Genomic DNA, 20,165 nt, shown 5'->3' with positions numbered 1-20,165 from the left:
TTTCTACGTGATTTTTTCCGGGGTTTTCACGAAAAACATCAGAAAATATTCCGGAGAATGCCCTGGAGGGCAACTATTATGAATGATACATCCCCTGTTTCGATATATTGTAATAAACATTTCTGAAATGGATTTTTGTGTCTCTATGAAAAAGCATCTCAAATTCAAAGGCAAACGGATCCCGATCGAAGGGCTCAGGGCCCGTCTGCCCCATCTAAGCGCTCACTCTCTGAAAACCCAGGCTAAAAAAATCACATCCCGAAAGGTTTTATCTACCGCAGCCATCTTTGCCCTCTCTTTCTTTGTGGGCCGGGCCGCTGCCCAGACCGTGGAACCTCATAAGAACGCAGCTCCCGTGGAGTCCCATCACAGCGCTTCCGCTGTCCCAGCCTCCGCAGATGGTAACTGGGGCTTAAGTTTCCAGACCGAGGGCCAGGCTCCGATCGGTAATGCGACGGCCGACTATCTGAAACAGTACAATGCTTACTATGTCCAAAACACGCAGGATAAAGTGATTTATCTGACTTTTGACGCCGGATACGAGAACGGCAACACGGCCGCAATCCTGGATGCGCTGAAAAAACATAACGCCCAGGCCACATTTTTCCTGGTCGGCAATTACATGCAGACCAGCCCGGATCTCGTCAAACGGATGATCGCGGAAGGCCACAACGTGGGCAACCACACCTTCCATCACCCGGACATGTCCAAACTCTCCACAAAAGAATCTTTTGAAAAGGAACTGGGTGACCTGGAGACGCTTTTCGAACAGACCACCGGCCAGCCCATGAAGAAATACTACAGGCCGCCACAGGGAAAATACAGTGAGAGCAACCTGCAGATGGCAAGCGATATGGGATATAAAACCTTTTTCTGGAGCCTTGCCTATGTTGACTGGTATGAAGATAAACAGCCGACAAAGGAAGAAGCATTTAAAAAGCTGCTCGGACGCATTCATCCCGGAGCCGTTGTGCTGTTACATAGTACCTCTAAAACCAATGGGCAGATTCTGGATGAACTGCTGACGAAATGGGAAGAGATGGGGTATCATTTTGGGTCGTTGGATGAGCTTGTGGGTGAAAAATAGGGGGAGAATAGCTTCAGTCCCGGGCGGGGAAGGGATCTCTGGGGCGGGGAATCCGGGCAGAAAAAGTTCCTGCGGGAAACGCTTGCGCTCTTTGGAGTACATAACGGACACTAACCTCGTGAAAGACCTCGGTAAGTGCCGATGAACTCCCAGGTTCCCTCCGAAATCTTTTTCTCCCTCCTTCCCCGCCGGGAAGGTTTTGGCCGGGACTGAAGCCGCGAAGGGGTCGCGTGCCCGTTTACTTTGTCGTCATTTTGATTTTGCTATTTTATCCATCGAAAAGGTCCGGTAACGTCTAAAATGCGTTTGCCGGATCTTTTTGATGGGGAAAAATTGGGGGATTGTATCGACGTTTTTTAGATTGTGTGTTGTTATAATTATCTTAAATAGTAAAACTAATATCAGAATGATTGGCGACTTCATGATGAGGGATTATGGAATGTTTTGAAGCCGGATAAACTATGACAATAAAACCTGGCCCGGGGGCTCCCGTGTGCTGGGTGTTTGAGGAGGGATTTTTATGAAACCGAAGGAAGAAATCAGTGAACATTTATTAAAAGAACTTGAACGTTTCAGAGCCGAATATCCTGTTGCGGAGGAGGTGAGGCGGCGTGTCTATCAGCCTGATATGCCCTTCTTTGGAAAGGAAATCGTGGAGATGGCCGTTTCCGCACTTCTGGAGGGTGAAAATCTTCTGCTCTGCGGGGATAAGGCGACGGGTAAGAATATCCTGGCTGAAAATCTGGCCTGGATGTTTGGACGGCCTGTTTATAATATGTCCTTTCATGTGAATACGGACAGCGGCACCCTGATCGGAAGCGATACTTTTGTGGATAATGAGGTGAAGCTGCGCAGAGGACCTGTGTACCAGTGTGCCGCCTACGGCGGTTTCGGTATTCTGGATGAGATAAATATGGCTAAAAATGATGCCGTTTCCGTTCTTCATGCCACGCTCGACTACCGCCGCATCATTGATGTTCCCGGATATGACAGGATCGAGCTGCACCCCGCGGCCCGTTTTATCGGAACGATGAACTATGGATATGCAGGGACGAAGGAACTGAATGAGGCTCTTGTCTCCCGTTTCATGGTCATCAATATGCCAACTCTCGGCCAGGAGGATTTAATAAGAATTCTGGATGCCGCCGTTCCCGGAGCCTCCCTTCCGGCTCTGGAACAATTTTCGGGACTTTTCCTGGATCTTCAGGCTAAAGCAAAGAATGGGGAGATTTCCACGAAACCTGTGGATCTGCGCGGTATGATTGGTTCCCTGAAGCTGATCCGCGGCGGGCTGACGCCGAAAGCCGCTGTCACCATGGGCATAACCAATAAGTGCTTTGATGTATTTGAGCAGGATATGGTGGATGACATCGTCTTAACCCGGATTCCCGATTCATGGACCAGCAGCGACGTATTTTGAGAAGCGAGGCGCCTATGAAAACCATAAAATATGAAGCGGAAGAGATAAAAAATCCGGCTCCGGCGGAACCGGAAATGGATGAAGAGATGGAAACCGCCCGAATCCAGAACCGCCTTAAGAACCTCTTATGGACCATAAGCGGCGACTACAGTCTGGGGACCGAGGTGGACGCCTCTTTATTCCGCAGATCAAAATATATAGCTCTTTACGACGCAGTCTGCAAAGGCGGCTTCGCCAGATACTTCCGTCCCCGGACGCTGGAACAGTATTTTGAGAAGGCGTTTCTCTTTGGAGCCGAACCTTCCGTACTCCTGCCAATCTCGCGCATGTGTATTGAGAGCGCGGTCTGGAAAAAGGTGGCCTCGGAACGCGGAGGAGTAACCGATATCCGGCGGCTGGCATTTGAGGATACACTGAGAAAAGACGAAAGCCGTCTGACCCATACGGACTGGGGCGCTCTGGAGGCCTGTTATCTGCGTTTCTGCCTCTACCACACTCCCGCCCCTTCTTCAAAGCAGATCTGGATTGATAAAATTTGTGCCCTGGAGGACGCAACTGATACGGTCGAGATCATCCGCTGTCTTGATGAAGTGTACAATGGAGCCTATCCCAAAGGATTTGCAGATGAATTCAAAGGGTTCGGCCTATTTGAGGACGATCCGGGCCGGGGTGATAAGCAGTCCGACTCCGATGACGAGGACGATAAGCCCGAAAAAGAGGAAGACCGCATCGTTAATCTACTGGCCGATCATCTTCAGGAGGACGATGACGGTAAAAACAAGGCAGAAAAGCCGAATGCCGTTGTTCTGGAAGATGAATCCATGGCACTGGCAAAAGACTATATTGAGCTGAATTATGGGAAGAGCTACCTGACTCCAAAGGAGCAGCGCCGGCTTACCCACCAACTCTGCACCGGCGCCCACAAAGAATGCAAACTGCACTTTACCGACGGCCTGCTCCATCCCGGAGAAACGGATGAAACAGATGGGGCTGAAACTACGGATCAGGTGCAAATCCATGATGAGCCGAAAAACCGGGAAACCACATCCGAGACCTACCAGGTCGAATATGCAAGACGCATTCTGTTTGAAAATCTTGATGTCCTGAAAGCAAACCAGCTTGTTACGAGGCAGAATATCCTCTCGCTGGCCGACATCTTAAAGAGGGCGCTCCTCACCAGGGAAGAGAAGGAAATTTTTCCGGGCGAATATGGCAAGATCCGGGTAGACCGTCTATGGAACCTGGGGAGAACCAGAAACAGGAAATTATTTGACCGCGAATTCACACAGGAATTCACTGATTTTACCGTGGAAATCCTGATCGATTCCAGCGGTTCCCAGCAGATCCGGCAGAGCATGGTAGCACTCCAGGGCTATATTATCAGCGAAGCGCTGAGCCTGGCAGAGATTCCCCACCGCGTGATGGGATTCTGCACCTTCGGGGATTACACGGTGATGAGACGGTTCCGCGACTACGACGAACCAATCGAGGCCGACAAACGAATCCTGGAATTCTACGGTTCCGCCAATAACCGGGACGGACTCGCTATCCGTGCCGCCGCCTACAGTCTGGCCGCTCGGAAAGAAGAGAATAAAATTTTGATTGTATTAAGCGACGGAACGCCGAACGATATTATCGTAAGTAAGTCCAAGAGCCGCCTGCGCGTCCAGTACTGCAACGAATACGCGGTGAAAGATACGGCAAGGGAGGTCTATCACCTTAGAAATGAAGGCATTGCCGTCATGGGAATTTTCGCCGGCGAGGAGGAGGCCCTTCCTGCAGAACGGCAGATATTTGGAAATGAATTTGCCTATATCAGGAATATAAACGACTTCTCCAATGTGGTCGGAAGGTACCTGAAGGAACAGCTTATGGTTTAGGCCGTTTTACGTTTCCACCGGCTGGATAAACTCCGGGGTTCTTTTCCAATTTACAATAAAGGGGATATACCGAATCATTTAAAACCATGATTCGGTATATCCCCTTTCTATTTTTATCCATTGTCTTCACTCATCTATTTCTATCCTGCTGTTTCCACCCCAACTATTTTCCCCAACTATTTCCATCCCGCCGTCTCCGCTTCATGAATTTCCTCATAATCGGCCTGTCACCCTCTTTTTGTTTCCACCAGCTTCTCAAATTTCGGTACGGAAAGTATTTCGTTTGTCACAAATTCTCCATTATAAAACAGACTGTAGCTCGTAAACGGCGCCGGAGCATTCCGGGCCTGTTCCGTCGTCTCAAAACGGACCGAGCGGAACGGCACTCCTTTTTCTTTGGCCGCAGCCTCGATCAGAGGAACGTATTTGGCCGTATAAGGACACTGGTTCGCATAGTATAGCACAAAGCCCTGCTCTTCGATTCCAGGCTGTTTAACCTGTTCCTTAAAGCGCGGTTTATCGGCGCCGTCTTCGAACGGAAGATAGAGCAGTTCATAAAACGGCTCTGCTGTGTCTGCGGTGAGAAAGCCCTTATAGCGCAGGAACTTCGGTTCTGCCAGAAACGGCATTTTTTTCTTTGAAGAAAGGATCACGAGTCCTTTCTTCCCCTTTTCCCTGCTGTCACGGATGCATTCATCCAGAAGAAGCGCGGCATTCCCCTGTCCCTTATACTGTCCCGCAACCCACATGCAGTCAATATACATGTATCCGTCTGCCTCGACAGGCGCCCATGCATTTTCCGCCGGAATGTATTCAATAAAACATTTTCCGCGCACATCTCCTTTTTTGAAAACAAGGCCGTCATCAAACCGCTCCGCGAGCCAGGCCTTCTTTGACAATACCTGGCAGTCCCTGTTGCTGGAAATGGCGCAGCAGATGTGTTCCTTATCCAGATTTTCCTTCGTAACTGTTATAATCTCCAAAATGGCGCCTCCCTCACAATGTGTGCATAATGCCTCCCGATCCGTTCTCTCTGATGTACCGGCACACTAATCTCTTTTTTTCACGGGATGCCTGATGACCGTCTTCATTTTCTCCGGGGCCGTTTTTCTCGGATCATTCAGATAGATTTCATGGTGCGGCCGTTTGTCGTTTATATCTATCACATAGCCGTTCTCTTCGGTAAAACATTCCATCCGTTCGATCGTCTCCGGTTCACTGTCATATGGCCCGATATGCATCATCTGGGCGCAAAGCCCCTCCGTATATTTTACCAGACGGACCTTTGACAGGTCAATCTCCGGTTTTTTCCTGCTGCAGCTTTCTTTGGCCTGTTCAAATACCTCATCCGTCACAAAGTCGGGCTGCCGGATCATGGAGATCCATTGGAACCAGCTCTTATCCGTGATGCTTGTCCCATCAAATCCCCGGTCATCCACCAGCCACAGTCCCTCTAACGGAGGCACTACATAATCAAAATATCCGGGCGGACATTGGCTGCCCATTTTGCTCATCTTTACCGTATAAGACAGGGCGTACAGAGCTCCCACCGCCTCTTTGTATTCTTCGGAGGTATTGGGATCGCCGGAACCTTTTACGGCAAAAAACGTCATCTCCGGCACATCCACGATGGACGGTTTCTTCCCCGGCTGGTAAAGGTTCTTGTCACGTTTCTTGAAATCCACTTTCTCTTCTGGCGCCGTCTCCTGCTTTACCCGTTTCTCCGTTTTTTTCTTCTTGGGCGCGGGCATGGGAAGTTCCCTGAATGTCTCCACCACCAGTTCGGTCAGTAATTCCCTGTCATCGATGTCCTCCACCAGAAGAAATGGCTTGGAGCCCTCATAGGGCGCCGCCTCCTCAAAATCGGGACAGAGTTTTTTCCCCGCCTCCGTCATTTTGATAAAGAGCTGATTGTCGCAGATCAGGCCGATTATCTTGCCGTCACAGTAGATGCCGTATTCCCCAAACATCTTTTTATAGGTAATCTCCCCGGCGTTTCTCATCTGATCTGCCGCATATTGAACAAATTCCATGCTTGAAGCCATATCCTCATCCCCCTCCATACCTTTTTCCGCACATCTTCCTCTGCACGCGTTACTGTTCGCAGCATACCGTTTACCGGCAGGCTGCAAACAGCTGCTTCTTTACTCCTTTAAACCTACATAGATATGAATTTCGGTTTCATCCATGCCGTCATCCTGATACTCCTCAAAATCGCAGTCAAAGGTCCGGGGCAGATCCATACTCCAGATCTCCTGCCAGCATCTTGCAACCGCCTCATGCAGCTCTCCCTTTGCGATAAATTTTGCATATTTACCGGACGGAATTGTGACAAGAACCGTATCCCCGGGAAGCTCCTCTTTCCCATCTACCTCGCATGCAACGACAATGGTGTAATCCGACGCCGCGTCTCCGTCATACTCCGTATAAATTCCCAGAACTTTCTCATTCGTCTTTCCCGGAATGGATTCATAGATTCCCTCAGAATAAAATCTTCCCCACAATCCTCCGATTACCGCTCCCATATCAGGAGACATATTATTTGTTCTCGCCTTAATTCCCGCTGCTTTTTTCTCTTCTAATCTTACAATCTCATATTCCATTGTTTGTTCTCTCCTGTCTTATTTTCTGATAGACAAAGCATACCATATGAAACATGACATCTGTGCGTCATCATTCACGGTACATTTTTTGAAGCCGCCCCATCATCTCATAAAGCTCTCTGCGAAGTTCCACCGGCTTTGTCAGTTCCACCTTGTCCCCAAAGCTCAGAAGCCATCCGAACAGGTTCTCCTTGTCCGCAAAACCGAAGGAAAATTTAAGCCGTCCGTCTTCCTGTTCCGTGAAGCTCTCCATACCGAATTCCTCCACCAGCCGCCACTTCATATCCGGCTCAAAAACGGCCTCCACATCAATTCCCAGCGGATAAATCCGCTCTGCCGAAAGATCTGGCACCGGAATCTGCCTGGGTTCGTACTGTTCCTCCGTCGCTTTTAACTCCGTCATCCTGTTCAGTTTAAAAAGGCGGTAATCCTGCTTTTCACAGCAGTATCCCCACAAATACCAGGACGACCATTTAAAAATGAGAAGATACGGTTCAATACTCCGGCTGCTCTCCCCGCCCGGCGCATAATAGTTAAACTCCACCTTCCTCCTGTCCTCAACGGCCCCCTGAAGCACACTGATTTTTGGAGCCAGAGAGGATCGGTACCAGGACGCCAGGTCGATCATAATGTGATTATTCGATGCCAGAACGGAGGAGTTCCCCATTGCCAGTTTCTCCATCAACTGCTGATACCGTTTCGATCCCGACACGCTGTCCAGGCTCTTTAGCCCCGCCAGAATAGCCTGCATGTCGGAGGATGTGAGCAGGGTTTTATCCATCCGGTACCCCTCCATAATGGAAATCCCCCCGTTCTGCCCCTGTGACGTGACAATGGGAATCCCCGCTTTACAGATATCCTCAATGTCCCGGTTAATTGTCCTTCGTGAAACTTCAAATTTTTCTGCCAGATATGGCGCCGTCACCTTTTCCTGCTGAAGAAGAATGGAAAGGATACCGATGAGGCGGTCGATTTTCATAAGTCTGCTTCCTCTTTTCCACTAGTACCATAAGCACAAATCCGGCTCCAGCCCCGCCGAAGCCACATATTCCTGACGGGAATATAGTATATTATCTGTGCTTTACAGCTATTTATGATTTAATATTTCCTGTAATCTGCCCATTTCATTATTTCGAATGCAGGATATCCCGCACTTCCTTTTCCCATAAATTAAAGTATATACTATAAACCCGGAATAGCAAACCAAAAACGTATTCACGCTCCCTCAATGAAACGGATCGTACATGCCCGCGACAATACCTCTCCTCCTACTTGACGAAAGGGACAATCGGCCTCTGAAGATGACGGACGGGGCAATCACCTTCGCTGAGTCTTCAGTCCCGTCGACAACCTGCCCGGGGGAAGGAGGAGAAAAACTTTCCGAAGGGTGACCTTGAAGCCCGCCGGTGCTTAGCGAGGTCCCTCACGAGCTTAGCATCCGCTGTGCGCTTCACAAGCGGGAGCGAGTCCCCGTAGGAATTTTTTTCTCCGGATTCCCCCTCACCACAACCACTCATCGGGACTGAAAACTCATATACAACCTCCCCCTCCCCCGTCCGCCATCATACAAAGGCGTCCCGCATCTCAATTCTCCTCCCCCTCTTGCCCGCTCCCCAATTCTATGGTATGCTGAGTACGCTCTAACTGAATTTGCAATGATTGGCAAAGCGGAAGCTTTTTAATAGGGAAGCGGGGTGAGAATCCCCCACAGCTGCCTCTACTGTAATTGATGACGAAGGATCATAAACAGCCACTGTTCGAACGGGAAGGCGATCCGGAGGACGAATCATAAGCCAGGAGACCTGCCAGTCGCATTGCAGAGGGAATTTTCCGGGACAGGGAAAATCACCTTTCAGCCTGATAATCAAATTAGGTTTGTAAGTATGCTCTGTTTTGCAATTCAGGGCGCTACCATATTTTACAGACAGGTTGAAAGGAGATTTACCGAAGATGAGAAAGAACAGAAAACGATTTGCAGGGATTGCCGCCGTATTGATGCTCTCCCTGGCCGGCTGTGCCGCAAAGACAAACGAGGCGAAAACAACAGCGGCCGTGGAAAGCACTTCTGCTGAAACAGGCGCAGAAAGCCGGGAGGCAGATGTCAAAGACGCCGAGGCGGGAACGACCGTCTTTGTGGATGATATCGGCCGTGAGGTGGAGCTGACCCTTCCCATTACAAGGGCCTGCGTTGCAAACCGCTATAACAACGAATTAATCCGTGCCGTAGGAGCCGGGGACAGCGTTGTCGGAGTGGATATCTATACCTCCCAGGACGAGGTCTACTGGCCCCGGTTCGGAGAGAACGAAACCTTTGGCAAAGATGAGTACGACTATGAAAAGATCGTAGCTCTCGATCCTCAGGTGCTCGTCGTTCCCAAAAACGGCGCGGTGGAGGAATCCATTGAGAAGCTGGAACCGTTCGGTATCAAGGTAGTGGTTATCACCGGATGGGACAACTCCGATGTACCGAAGCAGATCAGGCTGTGCGGCCAGTTATTCGGCAAGGAAGAGCAGGCGGAAGAACTGGTTGATTTCTATCAGAAACCGGTTGATTATATGAAAGAACAGTTAAAACAGGTGAAAGAACCTAAGACTGTTTACTGGGAGTACGGCGGTGACTATACCACCTGCATTCCCGGAACCTCCAACGACGGCTGGCATAATATGATTCTCATGGCCGGCGGTAAAAATATTTTCGGCGACGCCTCCCTGGCCGGCAAGGATATCGATCCGGAGCAGGTTCTGATGGCGGATCCCGACCTGATTGTCAAAGTCTATGCAGGGGAAGTAGTCGGAAACAGCGGCGTATTCACCGCGCCTCCGCAGGAAGAATTTGCCGCCAAAGCGGAATCCATGATGGAGCGCGAAGGTTTCCGGGAATTAACGGCTGTTAAAGAGGGCAATTTCTATCTCAACACCGCTTTTATGAGCGGAGGACTGGGAAAAATGATTGGAGCCGCCTACATGTCCAAATGGCTCTATCCCGATTTAATGACGGATCTGGATCCGGACGCCATCTTTGAACAGTGGATGAAATACCAGGGCTTTGAGCCAGATACCCAGCACTACTACCACGTTCCCGCACAAAAATAAATCCGGATAGTATCCGTGCTGTGGCTTTCAAACCAGCCCGCACCCGATACCGTCCGGCAGTCCGCCCGCAGTCCGTTTTTTCCGGCATGCGGGCTGATTTTAAATTAAGGAGATTATTGCATGTCTTTCGATACTCTGACCATTGAATATAAACATCGGATCCGCCGCAAAATCCTGCGGCTCTTTCTGGCTGCCGCCGCTCTCTGCGCGCTGGCCGCCGCTGCCGTCTGCCTCGGTGTGGCGGAACTCACTCCGGCCCGTCTGGCCGTTACCTGGCTGCCGTTTACAGAATGTTTCATGACCGTCCAGCCGCTCAGTGTGAAGGAACAGAACGTCCTTCTCCTGCTGCGTCTGCCACGCGTCGCCGCCGCCGTCACTGCGGGCGCAGGCCTCGGCATAGCCGGAACGGGGATGCAGGCAATCACGGGCAACCAGATGGCCAGCCCATTTACCACCGGACTATCCGGAGCCGCCGCCCTGGGCGCCGCCGCGGTGATAGTCTTTGGCGGATTTCCCGTCCATCTCCAGAAAACTGCCACGGTTTTGGCCGCCTTTTTCATGGCGCTGCTCTGTGCCGCTTTTGTCTATGGACTTTCCAGCCTGAAGGGGCTCGGTTCGGAAACCCTGGTGCTGACGGGCATCGCCCTCAACTATTTTTTCAATGCACTCAACTCGACGATGCAGTTTATTGCCAACGAACAGCAGCTTCCGGCCATTATACAATGGACCTTCGGCAGCCTCACCGCCGTCGGATGGAAGGATATTGCAGTCATGGCGCTCTTTCTGCTGATTACGCTGCCCGTATTCCAAAAACAGGCCTGGGCGTTTAACATGATCGCCGCCGGCTCGGACGAGAGCGCCGCAGCCCTTGGAATCCATGTAAAACGAACCAGAATCCTGACGGGAGGCTGCATCACGCTGCTGACCGCGGCCATCGTCAGCTTCACCGGCATTATCGGATTCGTCGGCCTCGTGGCTCCCCATATGTCCAGGATGATAATCGGCGGCGATCACAGGCTTTTACTTCCTCTCTCCGCCATCACGGGAGCGGCTCTCGTTCTGGCGGCGGATACCATCGGGCGGTGCGCATTTTCCCCTACCATGATCCCGGTGGGAATCGTCGTATCCTACGTAGGAGTCCCGCTGTTCTTATATTTGATTTTCCGGGGGAGGAAGAGGCTGTGAATGATTTGATAAACGGATTGGAAGTCCGGGGACTGAACTTTTCCTACGGACACAGGGAAGTTTTAAAAAATGTATCATTCCGCGTCGAACCGGGAACCTTCTGCGCATTCCTCGGCGGCAACGGCGCAGGAAAGTCAACGCTGCTGCGCTGCATCAACGGTCTTCTTAAGGCAGATCCCGAATGCGTGCTGTGGAATGAAACGAAAACAGGGAAGCTGACCGTCCGGGAGAGGGCCGGTATTTTCGGCTATGTGCCGCAGAATACCCAGACGGGATATGCACTGAATGTAATGGAAATCGTGCTGTCCGGCCGCCTTCCCCACATGGGAATGAAAGCAGGGAAACATGATCTGGACAAAGTGTCGGAGGTAATGGAGGAATTTCATCTGAAGGACTATGCGTTCCGGCCGTTTAACCAGCTCAGCGGCGGAGAACGCCAGCGGGTGCTCATTGCAAGGGCCATCGCCCAGGAACCTCAGGTGCTGCTTTTAGACGAACCCACCAGCAGTCTCGATTTAAAATACCAGTATGAGGTCATGGACCTGCTGCACCGCATCAGCCGGAGCGGCATCACCGTTGCGGCCGTCCTCCACGATCTGAACCTGGCTTTAGACTATGCGGACCGCTCTGTTCTGCTCTCCGGCGGAACAGTCGTTGCCCAGGGAATTCCGGAGGAAGTTCTGACACCGGGTCAGATAAGGAAGGCATATGAAGTTGATACGGAACTCGTGCGGATAGGCAGACGGTCCGTAATTGTGAGAGCATGACTTTATTATTTCACATGACTTTATTATTTCACGATTGCAAAATTATCAGGACACCAGATATCAAAAGTTATCCGGTGTCCTGATTTTTTATTGTTTGTCTTTTTAAGAAGGGCCAACATTCAAAAGGCGGAACATTCTCTTAGCAGCACCGTCTCGATTCCCGGCTTCATTTTCTCATCCAGGAATACGGCCAGGGCCGCGCCGTCTTTTCCGGTCAGAGGATTTTTCACGTCGCACATCACGGTAATCCTTGCCCCGCGGATAAGGGGACAGATATTCTCCGGAGCTAAGAGAAATTTCACTATGGCATTCTCCTTCCCGTTCAGTCATCATATCTCTGAAGTGTTTCTCCTCAGCCATTAACCACATTGACGGGTGTGCCTTCTATAAACTGCTTCAGATTTTCGACTGCAATATCCATCAACCGTTTCCGGCTTTCCTTCGTTCCCCAGCTCATATGCGGCGTAATGAGGCAGTTTCTCGCACCTAGAAGGGGATTGCCCTCTCTGATCGGCTCCGTCGAAACCACATCCAGCCCGGCCGCATATACTTTACCGCTGTTCAGCGCATCGGCCAGATCCTGTTCGGCTATCAGCCCTCCCCTGGAATTGTTGATGATAATCACTCCATCTTTCATTTTTCCGATTGTCTCACGGTTAATCATTTCCTTTGTAGAAGGAAAGAGAGGACAATGGAGGGCGATGACATCCGATTCCGCATACAGCCTGTCTAAATCCACATACTCCGCCAGACGCTTTCCACTTTCATTCGGATACGCATCATAAGCTATTACACGCATATGAAGCGCCGCGGCAATGCGGCCCGTGGCCTGCCCGATACGGCCGAAGCCGACGATTCCAATGGTCTTTCCCGCCAGTTCGATTAACGGATAATCCCAATAACACCAGTCACTGCAGTTCTTCCACCTTCCCTTGTGTACCGATCTGTCATGATAACCGATATGGTGGCAGATTTCCAAAAGCATAGCGATGGCAAACTGCCCTACCGTATCCGTACCATAAGTTGGAATATTCGTGACAATGATTCCTCTTTTCTTCGCAGCTTCCGTATCCACCACGTTGTATCCCGTTGCAAGAACGCCGATGTACCTGATTCCCGGACAGGCATCCATAATTTCTTCCGTAACGGCCGCTTTGTTGGTAAGAATTACATCTGCATCCCCAATCCGCTCTGCCGTCAATTCCGCCGGCGTGCGGTCATATACGGTAAATTCACCGAGCTCTTCAAAACCGGACCAGCTTAAATCTCCGGGATTTTCCGTATATCCGTCCAATACCACTATTTTCATATAAACAGCTCTCTCCTTTCCGTAAGTAATTTGACTCTGGAGTTAACAATCTTTTGTATCCTATATTTATTAGTTTCCTATATTCATCTGTTTCTTATATTCATCTGTCTCCTGTCTTCTTTTATCCCCTGTCATCGGAATTCATATGTTTTAAAATTTGCTTCCCTTTTCTGGAGCTCCGGCAGGCCTACAATACCGGTAAACTCGTTAAATGTTGTCATCTGCTCCACGCAGCCCGCGGATGTTCCTTCCCGTTTGAGCTGCTCCAGCATCCGCTTCATGGCCTTGGCTGCGACAAAAGCCGTTCCGACCGGGAAAATTACAATATTAAATCCCATCTCCTCCAGCTGTTTTGCCGTCCGGGGCGGCGTCTTTCCATTTTCCGTCTGGTTGGTAAATTTATAGACGTTGGGAATTGAACCGACCGCCCTCAGTTCATCATCACTGCGCAGCGCATCGGCGTAGACAATATCAGCTCCTGCATCGCGGTACGCGGTAAGACGGCGGATTGCTTCGTCAATTCCATGGGTCGCCCTGGCATCCGTTCTGGCGATAATCATCATCTCATCTCTCGCCTCCACGGCCGCCCTGATTTTCTCCACATGTTCTTCCATGGAGATGACCGCTTTATTTTCCATGTGGCCGCAGCGCTTCGGGAAGACCTGATCCTCCAGATGGACCGCCGCCATTCCCGCTCTCTCAAACTCCTTCACGGTACGGTAAACATTCAGGGGATTGCCATATCCCGTGTCAATGTCGCCGATTAATGGAATATTCAGGAATGCGTTCATGTTTGCGCATACATTTGCCATCTCATTCATCGTCATAAGGCCGTAGTCCGGCTCTCCCAGTATGGATGCGGCCGCCCCGTATCCCGTCATAAATGCGGCCTCGAACCCGCACTGCTCAATCAGCCTGGCCGAAAGGCAGTCATAAGCCCCCGGGGCAACGATAATTTTCGGATCTTTTAAACGCTCCCTCAAAACGCGGGCTCCGCTGTTTTTACTGTTTGAATACATATTTATTTATCCTCCTGTATTTTAATATTCCCGGCCGTTTTACCATCCTCGGGCATTGTTCTATTCCCGTTTATCTGAAGATTGGTATAGCCTACCAGCCCGCCTGCCATCATAATCTCCCGCATAAATTCCGGAAATGCCTGGCCCTGATAAACCGTCCCCTTTGTCTTATCCGTTATCACTCCGCTGTCAAAGTCCACCGTCACCTCGTCCCCGGCCTCAATCTCTTTTGCCGCCTCCGGGCACTCAATAATCGGCAGACCTATATTAATCGAATTTCGGTAGAAAATACGGGCAAAGGTCTCCGCAATAACACAGCTTACCCCTGCGCATTTGATAGCCAGCGGCGCATGCTCGCGGGAGGAACCGCAGCCAAAATTTTTATTTGCCACGATCAGATCTCCCTCTTTTACCCGGTTCACAAATTCCCTGTCGATATCCTCCATACAGTGCCGGGCCAGTTCCATTCCATCCGTTGCATTTAAATATCTGGCCGGTATAATTACATCCGTGTCCACATTGTCCCCATATTTAAATACGTGTCCATCTACTTTCATCGCATCCTCCCGCATTATAATCCCAGGTCGCCGGGTCCGCTGATTCTGCCGGTAACCGCACTGGCCGCCGCCACGGCCGGGCTTGCCAGATAAATTTCTGAACTTACATGCCCCATACGGCCTACAAAATTCCGGTTTGTGCTCGAAACGCACCGTTCCCCCTCTGCCAGAATTCCCATATAACCGCCGGTACACGGTCCGCAGGTCGGCGTGCTGACAACGGCTCCCGCTTCGATGAAAATCTCCAGAAGACCCTCTTTCATTGCCTGCAGATAGACGGCCTGTGTGGCCGGAATTACGATGCAGCGGACTCCCCTGGCCACTTTCCTGTTCTTAAGCACTTTTGCGGCCGCCCTCATATCTTCCATTCTTCCATTGGTACAGGAGCCAATTACCACCTGATCAATCGGAATATCTCCTGCCTCATCAATCGTCTTTGTATTCTCCGGCAAAAATGGGAAGGCAACCGTAGGTTTCAGCTCCGAAAGGTCAATTGTATAAACCGCCTCATATGCGGCGTCTTCATCCGCCCGGTATTTTTTGAAATCCCCTGCCGAATGCTCTTTCATATATTCCACGGCTGCACTGTCCACCGGAAAAATCCCGTTTTTCGCTCCCGCTTCAATCGCCATATTGCAGATGGTAAAACGGTCGTCCATTGAGAGATATCCGACACCATCCCCCGTGTATTCCATGGACTGGTAAAGGGCCCCGTCCACGCCAAGCATGCCGATCATATGTAAAATTATATCCTTCCCGCTGATCCATTTGGACGGTTTCCCCGTCAGGACAATCTTTATTGCCGAAGGCACCTTAAACCACGCTTTTCCCGTCACCATGCCGACCGCCATATCGGTGCTTCCTACTCCTGTGGAGAATGCCCCCAGCGCTCCGTAGGTGCAGGTGTGGGAGTCGGCTCCTATCACAACATCTCCGGCCTTTACCAGCCCTTTTTCCGGCAGCAGCGCATGCTCGATCCCCATCTCACCCACGTCAAAATAATTTGTTATTTCATTCCTTCCGGCAAATTCGCGGCAGTACTTGCAATTCTGGGCCGACTTGATGTCCTTATTGGGGACAAAATGGTCCATGACCAGCGCGATTTTGTCTTTATGAAATACCGATGGACTGCCTATCTTCTCCATCTCCGCAATTGCAATCGGCGTCGTAACGTCATTGCCAAGCAGTAAATCCAGATTTGCCTCAATCAGCTGGCCTGCCGTCACTTTACTGAGTCCGGCGTGGGCTGCCAGGATTTTCTGGGTCATTGTCATTCCTGTCATTTGCATTTCCTCCTGATTCATTCATAACTCCCCCAATATCTATCCATATATCATCCTGGGCAAAAACAGGGTGAAATCCGGCCAGTATGTAATCAGTATCAGCACAATAATCGAAATAAGAAAGAATGGCATCGCCTCTTTTACCTGTTCGGCAAATGAAGTATCTGCCATCCGCGCAGTCATGAACAGGCTGACAGCCACCGGTGGAGTCAAGCATCCCAGATTCAGGTTAAAAACAACTATTAATCCCATCTGAATCAAATTAATGCCATACGCATTTGACAACGGAATCAACAATGGAGTAACAATCAGAAGCGCCGCTGCCGGAGCCAGAAGCATTCCCATGATTACCAGCAAAACATTAATCATCAGAAGAACTACCACGCGGCTTACTTTCGCCGCAACAATCGCATTGACAATTGTCTGAGGCAGCTGGCCTCTCGTGATAACATAGGCTAAAAAGGTAGATGCACCAATAATAAATGTAATTGCTGCAGTCTCTCTCACCGACTCTCCTACCGTTTTAATGAGCTCCCTGAATGAAAGCCTTTTAACGAACCATACCACCAGCACGTAAACCGTGGTAATACCGGCTGATTCCGTTACTGTAAAAATACCGGCACAGATTCCGACTACAATGATTAAAGGAATTACGAGAGCCGGTATCGCCCTAAGCCCGGAACGTCTTATTTCCTTGAACGAGCACTTTTCATGAACCGGGAAGTTCCTGAGCTTTGCAGTACGAATCGTAATCATGATATATAAAACAGCACTTAAAATTCCCGGTACAATACCTGCCATAAACAGCCAGCCGATCGACTGGTTGGATTGGCACGCATAGATTACAAGCAACAGGCTCGGGGGAATAATCGGTCCGAGTGAACCGGCCGCTGCAATTACCGCTCCGGCAAAACCGCCGCCGTAGCCTTCCTTTTTCAAGGCCGGTATCAAAACGCCGCCCAAAGAGGCGATAGAAGCCGCGGAAGAACCACAGATAGCCGCAAAGAAAGCGCCTGCAGCAATTCCTGCTATTGCCAGTCCTCCTTTAAACCTTCCAAAGATGGCATTACAAAAATCAACCAGAATCTCCGTGAGACCCGTTTTCGACATGAGCGCTCCCATAAATATAAACAGAGGAATTGCAATCATGGAAAAAGAATTCAATCCGGCAAACAGCTGAGACCCCATAATTGATGGGGACAGATGAAGAATCTGAAGGCCGTAAATTCCGGCTGCTCCCATGGCAAGCGCTATCGGTACACCCAGAAGCAGGGTAAGCAAAAAGATAATTAATACAATTCCCATTCTATACCTCCCCCTCCTTCTTATCCGGAATTAACTGTTTAATTAAATCCAGAAGCAGAAATAAAAACAAAAACGCAAAAGATAACGGAACTGCCGCATAGACTACAGGCAGAGGAATTACAATTCCCCAGCTGGTAATTCCCTTTGCATTCATACACTGCAGAATGCCGGAGTAACACCAGAGTGAGGAAACAAGCATACTAATCACATCACAGATAATCTTAATAATCCTCAGCACTCTGCCGGACAGCTTTTCCTGGATTACATCAACATAAAGCAGGCCGCCCTCACTTTGCACCAGTACGGCTCCAAACAAAGTAAGCCATGCATAGCAATATATGGAGAGTGTTTCTGTCCATGGTGTTGATGTGTTAATGACAAACCTTGAAAACACCTGGACAGCAACACAGATTATTAATGTGATCATGAATATATTGCAGAAGACGGATACCGCTTTGTCAAAAGCAGCCGTAATTTTATCTACATACTTCATTCTCAATCATTCTCCTTTATATCATCTCATTATCAGTTTCCTTTCCCTGCTGCTTTCAGAGCCACCATATATTCAGCCAGTTCAGGATATTTTTCAGCATACGTCGTCTCGCTCAGTTCTATCCAGGGGGTCATATCAAATTCAACAATCTTACAGCCGGCATCCTTGAAGTCCTGAATCGCCTTCGGCTCTTCCTTCACCAGTTCCTCGGTTACATAGGCGGAACACTCTGCCGCTGTCTCGCGGTATATTTTCTGGAAATCTTCCGGCATGCTGTTCAGCCAGGCAGAACTTGTAGGCCAGCAGTAATTGGCCTCCGTATGTTTTGTAAGAACAACCGTCTTCGTTACTTCAGGAATCGACTCGTCCCTGGCAACCGGAATCTCCTGCTCATATGCATCTACAACTCCCTGCTGCATAGCGGAAAAAACTTCTGTAGAACTCATAGACACCGGTGTCATGCCCCAGGTACTATACTTATCCATCTCCATCTGGCTGCCGGAACAGCGGACTTTAATGCCTTTTAAATCATCGAGTGAATTGACTTCTTTATTCACAAAGAAATAACGCTGACCTTTCCACGTAGGAGCCAACAGATAGAAACCTGATTCCTGTTCACATTTTTCCAGCCATTTTGCCCCGGCTTCACTTGCATAGGCGCGCTCAAATTCTTCCTGGGTTTCAAATAAAAACGGCCAGCTGTCGAAACAATAGGGTGAAATACCAGCTAATGCGATAGAAGAAATAATAGTAAGCTGAATATCACCACTCTTCTGCTGCTCCAGAATATCATTCATATTGCCAAGCTGGGCCGCCGGATAAATCGTCATTTTATACGCTCCGCCTGTTCTCTCTTCCAGTTTTCGGGCAAACATCTGGCACGCCTTATTCTGTATCGTGTCTGCGCCGAAAATATGGGAACACACAAGTTCAACCGGCTCCTTTACGGCAGCCGCCGGAGTCTCACCTGCTGGAGTTTCCGTTTTGCTGCCGCACCCTGTCAAAAGTCCTGCCACCATAACTCCCGCTAAAAACAAAGACAACATTTTTTTCATCATGTTCATTTCCTCCTTCTTTTCATCTGATTCAGTAAGTTTTTGAATTAATAACCTTTTAGAACAGGCTCCCTGTTTTCTTTTATTGCATAATCAACTTCCTGGGCATCATGAGTGGCCAGCATACAACACAAAACATTTTTCGCATACTCCAGGCTTTCTATCTGGCTCATCCCCTGCATCTTGTGATAGGCCTCGCGTCCCATTCCTGCCGTCAGGAGACTTCGTCCGGATATCAGTCTTGCCCATTCCAAAGCCGTATCCAAAACACTCTCGGCCGGAACTGCTCTGTTAATCAGATTCCACTGCTGCGCCGTGTCAGCATCAATTAATTTGCTGAGATAAGACAGCTCAAAAACCCGCTTTTTAGGAATCGACCTCTGGGCAACCGCCAATGCCAGTACCGGGAAATTCCCCCGTTCAAGCTCAGGAAAACCAAACTTACTTGATTCCGCCGCCACCGCCAAATCACATGCATCCAGAATCATCATTCCCCCCGCAACGCAAAGCCCATTTACGGCGGCAATCAATGGTTTCCTCATATTGTACATTTGAAACATTAATCCCGAGCAGGCATCTGCAAACCCCCGCATTTCCATCATTTTTCCTCCGGGGTAGCCGTCCATACGCCCACCTGTCACAAAATATTCTCCTTTACCAGTCAGGATAACTGCTGTCACTTCAGGATCTTCCTGAGCACAGCGGAGCGCTTCCGTTACCTCTAAATAGGTATTTCGATCCATTCGATTCTGATCCTGTAACTGATCGATCGAGATAACTGCAATTGATTCCCTGAGTTCATACTGAATAGATTTAAACATTCCCCCTGTACCTCCTCCACTATACTTTTTATTAGACAGAATTCCGACGGGCCGGCTCCGAATCATACTCGCCTTTCTAAAACATATATTTTGATGACTATATAAAGTAGCAAACTCCGTGCCAGTTTTCATCTTTTCCTTTTAAAATTTTTCTTCTGTTTCCCCTTGTAAAATCAGGCTTTTTCCGGCATCATTTCTAACTCCTATAACGAATATTTCACACATTGTTCGTTATAATGTTTCATTCCGCCATTTTCTCTCTTTTTTGAAACATTTTCCACCCCCACA

The 20,165-nt window shown here is 49.5% G+C and carries 19 protein-coding genes and 1 riboswitch; of the genes, 6 read left to right on the top strand and 13 right to left on the bottom strand.

Annotation, left to right across the window (positions count from 1 at the left end):
- The first annotated feature begins 229 nt into the window (after positions 1-229).
- The 3 genes from V3C10_05740 (at position 230) to V3C10_05730 (ending at position 4,387) form a co-directional block, all read left to right on the top strand.
- Entirely contained in the window at positions 230-1,087 is an 858-nt protein-coding gene (locus tag V3C10_05740; protein WVP64576.1) for a polysaccharide deacetylase family protein, read from the top strand.
- Between the two features lie 520 nt (positions 1,088-1,607).
- Positions 1,608-2,507 (top strand): MoxR family ATPase, encoded by a 900-nt coding sequence (locus tag V3C10_05735; protein ID WVP63322.1) that lies wholly within the window; start codon positions 1,608-1,610, stop codon positions 2,505-2,507.
- Positions 2,508-2,521: 14 nt separating this feature from the next.
- Entirely contained in the window at positions 2,522-4,387 is a 1,866-nt protein-coding gene (locus V3C10_05730) for a hypothetical protein (GenBank protein ID WVP63321.1), read from the top strand.
- A 227-nt stretch (positions 4,388-4,614) separates the two neighbouring features.
- On the opposite strand, the gene V3C10_05725 is transcribed toward V3C10_05730, so the two are convergent.
- The 4 genes from V3C10_05725 to V3C10_05710 all read right to left on the bottom strand — a co-directional run bounded on the left by V3C10_05725 (position 4,615) and on the right by V3C10_05710 (position 7,969).
- Positions 4,615-5,370: an N-acetyltransferase gene (locus V3C10_05725; GenBank protein ID WVP63320.1), complete on the bottom strand. Its 756-nt coding sequence runs from the start codon at positions 5,368-5,370 to the stop codon at positions 4,615-4,617.
- Between the two features lie 66 nt (positions 5,371-5,436).
- Positions 5,437-6,432, bottom strand: a complete 996-nt coding sequence (locus tag V3C10_05720) for a GyrI-like domain-containing protein (GenBank protein ID WVP63319.1) — start codon at positions 6,430-6,432, stop codon at positions 5,437-5,439.
- Positions 6,433-6,531: 99 nt separating this feature from the next.
- On the bottom strand, positions 6,532-6,990 hold the full coding sequence (locus V3C10_05715; protein WVP63318.1) for a GyrI-like domain-containing protein: 459 nt from the start codon (positions 6,988-6,990) through the stop codon (positions 6,532-6,534).
- 70 nt (positions 6,991-7,060) lie between these two features.
- Entirely contained in the window at positions 7,061-7,969 is a 909-nt protein-coding gene (locus V3C10_05710) for a YafY family protein (GenBank protein ID WVP63317.1), read from the bottom strand.
- A 664-nt stretch (positions 7,970-8,633) separates the two neighbouring features.
- A riboswitch (cobalamin riboswitch) is annotated at positions 8,634-8,815 on the top strand.
- Between the two features lie 125 nt (positions 8,816-8,940).
- Here V3C10_05710 and V3C10_05705 point away from each other — a divergent pair.
- From V3C10_05705 to V3C10_05695, 3 genes are all read left to right on the top strand, one after another.
- Positions 8,941-10,083 (top strand): ABC transporter substrate-binding protein, encoded by a 1,143-nt coding sequence (locus tag V3C10_05705; protein WVP63316.1) that lies wholly within the window; start codon positions 8,941-8,943, stop codon positions 10,081-10,083.
- A 120-nt stretch (positions 10,084-10,203) separates the two neighbouring features.
- On the top strand, positions 10,204-11,268 hold the full coding sequence (locus V3C10_05700) for an iron ABC transporter permease (protein ID WVP63315.1): 1,065 nt from the start codon (positions 10,204-10,206) through the stop codon (positions 11,266-11,268).
- Complete coding sequence (locus tag V3C10_05695) at positions 11,265-12,035, top strand: ABC transporter ATP-binding protein (protein ID WVP63314.1); 771 nt, start codon at positions 11,265-11,267, stop codon at positions 12,033-12,035. Before V3C10_05700 ends, V3C10_05695 begins: the two co-directional genes overlap by 4 nt.
- 119 nt (positions 12,036-12,154) lie before the next feature.
- Here V3C10_05695 and V3C10_05690 read toward each other — a convergent pair whose 3' ends face one another.
- The 9 genes from V3C10_05690 to V3C10_05650 form a co-directional block, all read right to left on the bottom strand.
- The gene (locus V3C10_05690) at positions 12,155-12,337 is read right to left on the bottom strand and encodes a glycerate kinase (protein WVP63313.1); all 183 of its coding nucleotides are present in this window, start codon (positions 12,335-12,337) and stop codon (positions 12,155-12,157) included.
- Between the two features lie 50 nt (positions 12,338-12,387).
- The gene (locus V3C10_05685) at positions 12,388-13,344 is read right to left on the bottom strand and encodes a D-2-hydroxyacid dehydrogenase (protein ID WVP63312.1); all 957 of its coding nucleotides are present in this window, start codon (positions 13,342-13,344) and stop codon (positions 12,388-12,390) included.
- 131 nt (positions 13,345-13,475) lie between these two features.
- Positions 13,476-14,363: an isocitrate lyase/PEP mutase family protein gene (locus V3C10_05680; protein WVP63311.1), complete on the bottom strand. Its 888-nt coding sequence runs from the start codon at positions 14,361-14,363 to the stop codon at positions 13,476-13,478.
- Positions 14,364-14,365: 2 nt separating this feature from the next.
- Positions 14,366-14,920: a 3-isopropylmalate dehydratase small subunit gene (gene leuD / locus V3C10_05675; protein WVP63310.1), complete on the bottom strand. Its 555-nt coding sequence runs from the start codon at positions 14,918-14,920 to the stop codon at positions 14,366-14,368.
- Positions 14,921-14,934: 14 nt separating this feature from the next.
- Positions 14,935-16,209 (bottom strand): 3-isopropylmalate dehydratase large subunit, encoded by a 1,275-nt coding sequence (leuC, locus tag V3C10_05670; protein ID WVP64575.1) that lies wholly within the window; start codon positions 16,207-16,209, stop codon positions 14,935-14,937.
- Between the two features lie 33 nt (positions 16,210-16,242).
- The gene (locus V3C10_05665) at positions 16,243-17,508 is read right to left on the bottom strand and encodes a TRAP transporter large permease (GenBank protein WVP63309.1); all 1,266 of its coding nucleotides are present in this window, start codon (positions 17,506-17,508) and stop codon (positions 16,243-16,245) included.
- Position 17,509: 1 nt separating this feature from the next.
- Positions 17,510-18,001 carry a TRAP transporter small permease subunit gene (locus tag V3C10_05660; GenBank protein WVP63308.1) on the bottom strand — a complete coding sequence of 164 codons (492 nt, stop codon included), beginning with the start codon at positions 17,999-18,001 and terminating at the stop codon, positions 17,510-17,512.
- A gap of 32 nt (positions 18,002-18,033) precedes the next feature.
- A complete protein-coding gene (locus V3C10_05655; protein ID WVP63307.1) occupies positions 18,034-19,059 on the bottom strand; it encodes a TRAP transporter substrate-binding protein in 1,026 nt (341 codons plus the stop codon).
- Positions 19,060-19,103: 44 nt separating this feature from the next.
- Positions 19,104-19,877 carry an enoyl-CoA hydratase/isomerase family protein gene (locus V3C10_05650; protein WVP63306.1) on the bottom strand — a complete coding sequence of 258 codons (774 nt, stop codon included), beginning with the start codon at positions 19,875-19,877 and terminating at the stop codon, positions 19,104-19,106.
- Between the last annotated feature and the right edge of the window lie 288 nt (positions 19,878-20,165).

This window comes from [Clostridium] symbiosum (assembly GCA_036419695.1).
Taxonomy (GTDB): domain Bacteria; phylum Bacillota; class Clostridia; order Lachnospirales; family Lachnospiraceae; genus Otoolea; species Otoolea symbiosa_A.
The sequence above is the reverse complement of the archived record's forward strand: the minus strand, read 5'-3'. Positions and strand labels throughout refer to the sequence as shown.